Annotated in this window: 10 protein-coding genes; 2 read left to right on the top strand and 8 right to left on the bottom strand. The window is 53.6% G+C overall.

The genetic code is table 11. The features are described from left to right. Nucleotides 1-144 precede the first annotated feature (144 nt). The gene (mreC, locus tag VKV29_RS00420; protein WP_324199321.1) at nt 145-969 is read left to right on the top strand and encodes a rod shape-determining protein MreC; all 825 of its coding nucleotides are present in this window, start codon (nt 145-147) and stop codon (nt 967-969) included. Beyond that, nucleotides 966-1,472, top strand: a complete 507-nt coding sequence (locus VKV29_RS00425; RefSeq protein WP_324199322.1) for a hypothetical protein — start codon at nt 966-968, stop codon at nt 1,470-1,472. Before mreC ends, VKV29_RS00425 begins: the two co-directional genes overlap by 4 nt. 537 nt (nt 1,473-2,009) lie before the next feature. Here the strand turns inward: VKV29_RS00425 and VKV29_RS00430 are convergent. The 8 genes from VKV29_RS00430 to VKV29_RS00465 form a co-directional block, all read right to left on the bottom strand. Continuing rightward, complete coding sequence (locus VKV29_RS00430) at nt 2,010-2,312, bottom strand: type II toxin-antitoxin system VapC family toxin (RefSeq protein ID WP_324199330.1); 303 nt, start codon at nt 2,310-2,312, stop codon at nt 2,010-2,012. 102 nt (nt 2,313-2,414) lie between these two features. Further along, entirely contained in the window at nt 2,415-2,657 is a 243-nt protein-coding gene (locus VKV29_RS00435; RefSeq protein WP_324199323.1) for a hypothetical protein, read from the bottom strand. A gap of 807 nt (nt 2,658-3,464) precedes the next feature. Continuing rightward, complete coding sequence (locus tag VKV29_RS00440) at nt 3,465-4,370, bottom strand: phytanoyl-CoA dioxygenase family protein (RefSeq protein WP_324199324.1); 906 nt, start codon at nt 4,368-4,370, stop codon at nt 3,465-3,467. A 225-nt stretch (nt 4,371-4,595) separates the two neighbouring features. After that, the gene (locus VKV29_RS00445; protein WP_324199325.1) at nt 4,596-5,426 is read right to left on the bottom strand and encodes a DUF1559 domain-containing protein; all 831 of its coding nucleotides are present in this window, start codon (nt 5,424-5,426) and stop codon (nt 4,596-4,598) included. An 11-nt stretch (nt 5,427-5,437) separates the two neighbouring features. Beyond that, nucleotides 5,438-7,114, bottom strand: coding sequence for a DUF2079 domain-containing protein (locus VKV29_RS00450; protein ID WP_324199326.1), 1,677 nt, complete (start codon nt 7,112-7,114; stop codon nt 5,438-5,440). Then, nucleotides 7,114-7,593, bottom strand: coding sequence for a cysteine peptidase family C39 domain-containing protein (locus VKV29_RS00455; RefSeq protein WP_324199327.1), 480 nt, complete (start codon nt 7,591-7,593; stop codon nt 7,114-7,116). Before VKV29_RS00455 ends, VKV29_RS00450 begins: the two co-directional genes overlap by 1 nt. Before the next feature lie 51 nt (nt 7,594-7,644). Then, nucleotides 7,645-7,998: a hypothetical protein gene (locus VKV29_RS00460; RefSeq protein WP_324199328.1), complete on the bottom strand. Its 354-nt coding sequence runs from the start codon at nt 7,996-7,998 to the stop codon at nt 7,645-7,647. Between the two features lie 51 nt (nt 7,999-8,049). Then, nucleotides 8,050-8,339, bottom strand: a 290-nt coding sequence (locus tag VKV29_RS00465; protein WP_324199329.1) for a hypothetical protein, incomplete at its 5' end; no start/stop codon positions are given.

Raw genomic sequence — 8,339 nt, forward strand, 5'->3', positions numbered from 1 at the left:
TGCCCGTCCACATCGCTCCAGACCCGCTATGCTGTGTGGTGTTGGGCGCCGGCCGCTTCCTAGAAGAGCTAGAAGCCAACCCCGCCATGCGTCGTGCCCTTCGAGGGCGCTAGCCCCGGCCGGCACTCTTAGGGGTCTACCACCATGCTGCCGCCGGAACGCCAACACGGACACCTGCGCTATAAGGCGCTGCTGCTGCTTTTGTTGCTCGGTACTCTGGCCGGAGCCTGGCATAATCGCCTCGTCGCCCATGGACGCCCCGACCCCGTTACCACCTGGACCCGCACCGCACTGGCCTACCCTGCCGGCACGCTAAACCGATTTTCCCGATGGTGTGGTCGCAATTTTGGATGGATTCTGCGAGGCAGCGCCCTCGAACGGGAGAATCGGCGTTTGCGCGCCGAAGTGGAGCGACTGAAGGCCGAAAACGCAAGCCTGCAAGAGGCCGCTGCCGAAAACGTGCAGCTACAACAAGACCTCGGCTTCGTACGAACTCTCCCCAACCCCCCTATCGCGGCCTGGGTGATCGCCCTACGCCCCGACCCGAACTTTAACACCATCGTCATCTCGCGAGGTAGCAACGATGGGGTGCATGTGCATAGCGTCGTCGTAACTCGCGACGGTCTGGTAGGCCAGGTGAGCGAGGTGACCCCCAACACCGCAACCGTCGTGCTTCTTACCGATCGCAACGGCATGGTGGGCGCGCGCGTGCAGCGGGCTTCCTCGCGAGCCGTCGGCCTTTGTCGTGGCAACTATTCGCCCCTCATCCCGCTCATAGACCTTGCCGGCGATGCCGATATTCGCCCCGGCGATAAAATTGTAACCGCAGGCTACGGTGTGTTCCCCCCAGGCATTCCCATCGGCACGGTGGTGAGCGTACAGGTAGATCAAGGTCATACCAGCAAACAGGCCCTCGTGAAGCCTGCCGTAGACTTCAATCGGCTGGAAGAGGTCTACGTGCTGCGATGAGCTTGGGCAAACGCCTCCTGCTGTTTATCGTTCTGCCGCTTGTGGCGGCTATCCTCCAGTTTGCATGGGCCGGCCGAATCGCCATTGAGGACGCTACTCCCCAACTGCCGCTCCTGCTCACCACGTTGGGGGCCACCTTTTGCACGGCAAATGAGGGGGCCTTGTTAGGGTTCATTAACGGCTTTCTGTTCGCCTCCCTCTCTCCCCTCCTCGGTGGAGGGCTTGGGGGCATTATCGTGGGCAACACCTTGGTAGGCTTCGGCATCGGCTGGCTAGGCGAGCGGGTCTTTCGCGGCAGCACCTTCCTCGCCCCTTTCTTCGCCGCCACGGGCACCCTGGTGGCGGCGCTTATCTATCTGGTGGCCGCTCCGCCTCCCCTTCTGCTCCATTGGCTTCAGGCTACCGGCAAAACCACCCTCTACAACATGGCCCTTGCCATTCCCCTCTATCCCATCCTGCGTTGGCTGCTCGGGCCCGATCAAAACACGCACGCCATCGCCTAACGAACCGAAGTCCTCGTGCCGTGAGGAAGCATATTCTCACTTACAGCCTGTTTTGGTCTGCAAACACCCCTAAAACACAGAACTTGCTTCCTGCCCCTTTTCCAAATAGGTGGGTAACCTCAAGGCTGACAGTGCTGCGCACTGCGCCTTTTCCCTTCACGGGTACCCCTACAGGGAGAGGAGCACCTCGCGGTGGGCGTCCTCGCGGACGGCGCCTTTGCGGCCAGTACAGTTCCCAAGATCGTCTATCTCGCTGGCCGCTGTATTGCCGTCTGCGAAGACGAAAGGAGGGGATAGGGGGCGAACAAAGCCAGCTTGCTCCGTGAACTGAACTCTAGAACCGTGAGATTGTCAGCCCCACCCCCTACCCCCTCAGAACTGGTGGGATGTGAAACACTAGATTTCTCGCCTTCGGCTCGAAATGACAAGCGTATCGCCAGCTCTTCAAGGCCGAGGTCTTGTCCTCAAGATCGCCTCCCTCCTGCTTAGCTGCTAAGACTAAAGGAGGGCATTGTAGACGAGCAAGGTAGCCTAGCTTCACGAAGAGAGGAGCCAATTCTCGATTTTCAGTGTATCTATGAGATAAAAATGGGCGTCATTTGTAAGCACCACCAGATCATGCAGGCGGGCAACGGCAGCAATTTGAGCATCTGCGGTAGGGATCGGTTTTCCTTTAGAACGTTGCTCAGCGCAAATTTTGCCAAACTCGACCGCAGCCGCTTCGTCGAAAGGGAAAACGACGAGGTGGGAAGCGAATGTAGCCAACTTTATAAGATTATCTGCAGCACGTTGACTGACATAAGCCCCATAATAGAGTTCACCTAATACCGTGGTTGAAATGGAAAAATAGACTTCCTACTCTCTGAACCGCCCTAAGATAGGGTGTCAGGCGATGATCTCCGTTCAGGTAAGCTATTGCATGATTGGTGTCGAAGAGATAGTTCACTTGGCGTCTTCCTCAAGATGCCGCTCTTCATCGAGCATTTTCTCGATGTGTGCACGCTCATCCGGCGCCATCTGCCAGGCACCAAAGAACGGTCGCAGAGCCTCTGCTTTTCCCCTGTTTGACTGTAGGGCAAGCCATTCGGCGGCCAACTGCTCCGGCGCCTTCCCCGTCTTGGCGGCCTCTTGTTGCAAAGCCTGATAGACTTCGTTTGGGACTTCCAACACCAATGTCTTCGGCATACCCCCGTCTCTCCCAAGTTATTGAGCGCTCTTCTACTTTACGATCATCTCATCACTCTTTACACCTGGTGCTAGCCGATACCTGCAAAGCTGTTGCTCGTTCTCTCGGCCTGGAAGAGAGGAGACCAACAAGCTAATCAGTGATTTCCTTCAATAAGCTTTCCTTTAAAAAACTAGCACGATAGCCCCCTTTCTCCCGAATCGGGGGAAAGGAGGGGATAGGGGGCGAACAAAGCCAGCTTGCTTTGTTAACTGCCTCTAGAACCGTGAGATTGTCAGCCCCACCCCTGCTCCTCAGAACTGGTGGGAAGCGAAACGCAAGATTTCTCGCCTTCGGCTCGAAATGACAGGTGTATTATCGGCTCTTCAAGGCCGATGTCCTTCCCCTCAAGGCCGACGCCCTCCCCCTCTGCGGCCAGAAAGGTTGTCTTAATCGCTTATCTCGCTGGCCGCTACATCGCCGTGCGCTAGCACCTCCCGAATCGGGGGAAAGGAGGGGATAGGGGGCGAATAAGATAGGCTTGCTTGGTGAACTGAACTCTAGAACCGTGAGATTGTCAGCCCCACCCCCTACCCCCCTCAGAACCGATAGGGACTGAAACTTAAGATTTCTCGCCTTCGGCTCGAAATGACAGTTGTTCATCTCGAAATGACAGGCGTCTATCTCTACAGCTCTACCCCCATCCCCTCCCCCTGCAGGGGGAGGAGAGACCAAAAAGTTAGCTGGTGGTTCCCTACGACAAGCGCCCCAACCAAGTAGGAGGAGACACCTTAGCGTGACGTTCACTTTCCAATACACAGCCCCAACTAGGCTGCCCGCCAAAACTCACCGTGTGGATACCGATAGGTCGGCAACTCCTCACCTGGGGCAAGCTGTACCTGATTCCACGGGGCCGGCGGGTGGTAGACATAGGGAACCTCGTCGGCCGGAATATAGTCCGCTTGCCGGCGCCGCTCTAAGCACGCCAACAACACCTTCTGTTTGTGCAGAATATATTCGGGTGTGTGCGGCCCCAGCTTCTCCTCCACATGCGCCGTACGAAACTCATAGTACACAACTCGCCGCAGCTTCTCCGAAGCATTCTCAGGCGACCCATGCAGCACTAGAATATTGTGTAAAAGCACGTCGCCCGGCGACATCAGGGCCGGTACCGCCCCGCTCGCCTCAAAATCGGCACGCGTGTGGTCTTTGGCATGCTCCTGCAGCCATGCTGCCGTCCGCTCCTTGCTCCAAAGATGGCTGCCGGGTATTACCCAGACACAGGTGTCGTAATCTGCCGGATCAAGATAGAAATCCACGTTAAAAATGGGCGTATCGCCCACATGCTCCGTGCCGGCATCGCGATGCCATGGAATCACAATGCCCTCCCCGGGCAGCTTGAGCACCATCGAATCCCATGTGGGAATGAGATCGGGGCCCATCAGCTTCTCCACCGTGTTCAGAATGAACGGATGCCCCAGCAGCACCTTCATCTCGTCTTTCTTATCAATCACGTACTCGATACGCTGTAAAACCGGCTGCCCCGTCTTATGACCACGGCCGTACATATAGTCTGGGTGGTCTCGAACGGTTTCACTGCCGTAACGCATCAGTTCATCCATAGCGGCCTGAACGCGCGAAAGCTCCGGCTCCGCGAGCACATTTCGCAAAATAAGGTAGCCGTTTTCGTGAAAAAACTTTGCTTCCTCATCCGAGATAACCGTACGCACCATCTTAATAGCCTCCCTATAACACGCCCTGTTTTAGGAACTTCCGTTCCTGCTTGGGTTATTATACTAACCTCCTACCCGCTCGTCAACAGAAGTTCATGAGGCTGTTTAGCGACATTCTGAGCGAACCTAGGGCTGCCATCAATCCTTCTGCAGTCGCTCTCCCGCCACAAAATCCCACAGTTCCTGCTTATCGAAGCGAGCCACAGACCGGAGTGCATGCAATCTTTAGCGGTACTCCGGTGCTTCCTGGGCAAGCAACGCGCAGCCGTTCGTCGGGTCTGGGTAGTTTTCCGACCATCCGTGCATCTGGCAGATGGCATCGGGCTTGAGATGTTTTGCATGAAGATCGGCAAAAAGCCAATTACAAGCCCCGTTATGGCTTTGGAAGGGACCCTGCGCCCCACTATCAGGGCCGCGCAACGGGATGAACCAGCTGCCCAAGTCCGGGAAACTCCAGCGCGACTCCAACAGCAACACAAGGCCGGAAGCATCGCCGATCTCGGTCTCATAGCGCGGTCGCGTTCTCGCCTCCCCATACCAGCAGGGAGGTACGCCCTCATGAAAGAAGCTACCGTTGTAAGCATAGGAGATAGCGATCCATTGCGATTTTGGATAGAGCAGGTTCGTCTCATCACCGGGCACGCTGGCATATCCGTTTGTGCTCCATGCATCTCCGTTAGAGGGGCAGCGAAATACATCGAAACTCTTCACATAGGGTAAAATTTCCCGCTTCCAATTTACGCTGCTGCCCTCCAATGGGTCGTTCGGTGGGCTGCTTGGTGAGGGCGACGTGCACCCCCCTAAATCGTGCAAAGCATCGGCTTGGCGGTTCATCGGGTAGGTTTCGTCGTAATCCTCCAGATAGAGGCTTATAGCCGTCCCAAGCTGCTTTAGATTGGATAGGCACACAATGGAACGCGCCGCCTCACGCGCCCTTGCAAACACAGGAAATATCAGGGCAGCGAGCAAGGCAATTATCGCTATAACCACGAGCAACTCGATCAATGTAAACCCACTTTTCGGCGTGGGCGTTCGCTTCTTCTTTTGCGTCCACATGGTTTCTCTCCTTAGGGAACATCTATGGCGACCTGACGTTCCCTCCAAGTCATATAGGCTCTATCTATATCACTTTCACAGCGAATAGGTACTCCAGACAGAGAGGATAGTTTGCGTAGTCCTGCCGCATAATCTGCACCACGCTGAAGTAAAATGCCATCGCACCCTATCTCTATTATCCCATACCTCCGACAGTGCAATAAAATAAGGATAAACCGATCACAGTAGGGTGCCATCACAGGAAAACTGCTTAACATCGGGCATAGCGCAATATAATCTACGCGCAGGTTCGCATAGGCTTGTGAAATCGTTTTGAAGACCTGAGGGCTGGGCGGAGTTTGGTCAAGAATATGTCGGAGCGCCTGAGGTGTGCCTCCCCAACCTTGCCGACAAAAGGGCATCGGAAAATTATAGATAAAGGCTCTATGGCTTAAGTGGGTGGTTAATGCCGACTGAGCCGAAACTACCGCATGTGGTGGAATGATGCTCAGCATCTGGTCGATCTCATGAACCCCGTTATCATCAAGAATATCGAAGACCCTGATAGAAAAGAACCTTGGATTTAATGGGCTGTACAAAAAGCTAAACCCTATTCCCCAAAAGAGACAAAAGAGACCTATTTCCGTTCGTGCCCACCATTGAGGCAAATGCAGCCAGATGCGTTTGCCACCAACCAATGCAGCCATAACGACAAAGGGAACGGCGTAGAGGGAGTGATAACCCGCAGCAACCTCTACATGAGTAGGTTCCACAAGAACCACAAAGAGTATTCCCGGCACTGCAACGAACAACCACTCGGGAGCGAAGAGGGGCAAGAAACCGAATATCCCTAGAAGATGCCACAGATAGAGAAGCCCGGTGTGCCCAAAGAGCGCTTTAACGATATAGAGTGGATGTAGTAACAGCGTTTTTATAATGGCTACAGCAGACTGCCCGTAAGAAGCGTAGAGCAGATAATATGCCGAGGGATACCCGCCATTGAAATGTTTTATGATGTTTAACATCGTCCACTCCACAAGGCCTCCTAGAAGACAAGTCGCTAACCCCACCCGCAAGTTTTTGAAGCAGAGTAGGCACCCAACTACAAAGATAATCGCTCCGGTCGTCTCTTTTGTTAGACTTGCCAACAATAGCAGAGAAAAGTAGCCTCCATAGTTCTGTTTTTCATACATCCAAAGCGCCCCTAAAAAGAGCACCGGGGCAAAAGCATCTGGATGAAACTGATAGGCGTTCGTCCACTGAATGGTGGGGAAGAGCAGATACAGACAGGCCATTACAAGGCCAAAAATAGCGGATTTCGTATAATGCACCCCCAAACCGTATACGGGAAGAGCCCCACCCGCCAATGCCAGCGTTTGGAGCAACAGCAACAGTTTAGGTGATGACCACAAGCGATATAGGGGCGCGATAAGATAGAGGATGAGACTAGAGTGATCGGCCAAAATATGTAGCCCGCGCAGAGTGACCCAAGGTGCTCGCCCCCGACTAATAAGCCAAACGGCCTGATCGAAGATTCCCAGATCGAAGGCTGACATTCCATAGTGGTCATACAAAAAGTAGCTCAAGCGAAGATAGTATGCCACGTAAACGCATACAAACGTTACGCAAAAAGAAGCACAAGCCACCGCCCCTATCCGGTCGGCGTTTTGAAGACGAGTATATTTTCCAACGAGCACAGAAGTAACCACTACTTTTTCCTGCCTAAAGAAGCGTGGTCCCACACCAACATGGCCCCATCCCATCGAATACTAAACACCTGATATGGCATCAAAGCGACTTCATAGTGTCCGGAGGCTACGGGGTCTGCTACCAAAGGGCCGCAACGTGAATATCCGACAACTGCAGCAAAATGTGTGCCATCTAAATGCACAATGCCTAATGGCTTCTCCTGCCTAAGCACGTTTAGGTCGAGCAGGTAACCGCTAAGTTGCACCCCAAGCTTTTTACCTGCCAACTGAATATCACTCATCGTGGCGATATCTCCTTGATGAGGGAAGAGGCGACTTACGTCGGGGTAGGCAAGTCTAGGGTGTATCATATACGCTAGAACATAAAGGCTCGTAGGGCCACAGCCACCCCTTGTAGGAAGCTGTTCCAGTTTTCCTGCAATAACGCCACACAGTGTTGCCACTATATAAAATAGTCCCAGACGTATTAGACTGCTCACGCTTTTGCCATGAGGAAACTTTCGGTTACATTAAGGAATGGAGTGGTTACTTTAGATTATTATCGCCACCCACCTCTCCCTCTTCTCCTTCCTTCCAGCGCCGCAGCCAGGTGCCTCAAGGCCTCTGCTATACCGTTCATTATCAACAGGCTCGACAGGGTTCTCATCAAGCGGTGTTAACTGTATCCATCCCACTCGCAAAGCATAGATTACGGCCTCTAAACGGGAATGCGTGTCGGTTAAAGCGTAGATGCGTTTAAACTCGGTATCTATGGTGGTGCTACAACGCCCTAAGTAGCGGGCAAGAGCTTTTGTGTTGGCCGTTCCCAGGTTCACCACCGCTTGCAGGAGAGCGATAAGCGCCGGAGAAAGAACCTGTTTCTTTTTCTGTTGAATACATCTCATACAGCACAACTCCTTTTTCTATGCTCGGCTCATCCATTAAAAGAGGATGCATTACCCTTTCTTCAACCGAGGTCGGCGCTGCCGATAGACGATGAAGCTAACAAGGAAAAAGAAGAGTGCTGTTAAGCTTAGGATGAACGCCCAGCGCCAGAAGTAGGGCTGGTTCTTATTCCAGTCCGAGCGCGGGTCTAGAATAAGCAGCCCATTGGCACCCACAAGGTAGTCATGATGAGTAATATAATCGCGCATAAAAGACCCAGGTGGCAAGAAGGCCTTGAAGAGATCATCGGATACATCATTTAAGTGAAACGACAAAACCTTTACCCGCTTGATGCTAACCA

This window comes from Chthonomonas sp., from assembly GCF_035294165.1.
In the GTDB taxonomy this organism is placed as follows: Bacteria; Armatimonadota; Chthonomonadetes; order Chthonomonadales; family Chthonomonadaceae; genus Chthonomonas.

What these genes read in the sequence shown, in the direction of transcription:
- VKV29_RS00435 (WP_324199323.1), bottom strand. Translation starts at nt 2,657, where the DNA reads ATGCCGAAGACATTGGTGTTGGAAGTCCCAAACGAAGTCTATCAGGCT.
- VKV29_RS00445 (WP_324199325.1), bottom strand. Translation starts at nt 5,426, where the DNA reads ATGTGGACGCAAAAGAAGAAGCGAACGCCCACGCCGAAAAGTGGGTTT.
- VKV29_RS00460 (WP_324199328.1), bottom strand. Translation starts at nt 7,998, where the DNA reads ATGAGATGTATTCAACAGAAAAAGAAACAGGTTCTTTCTCCGGCGCTT.
- mreC (WP_324199321.1), top strand. Translation starts at nt 145, where the DNA reads ATGCTGCCGCCGGAACGCCAACACGGACACCTGCGCTATAAGGCGCTG.
- VKV29_RS00440 (WP_324199324.1), bottom strand. Translation starts at nt 4,370, where the DNA reads ATGGTGCGTACGGTTATCTCGGATGAGGAAGCAAAGTTTTTTCACGAA.
- VKV29_RS00425 (WP_324199322.1), top strand. Translation starts at nt 966, where the DNA reads ATGAGCTTGGGCAAACGCCTCCTGCTGTTTATCGTTCTGCCGCTTGTG.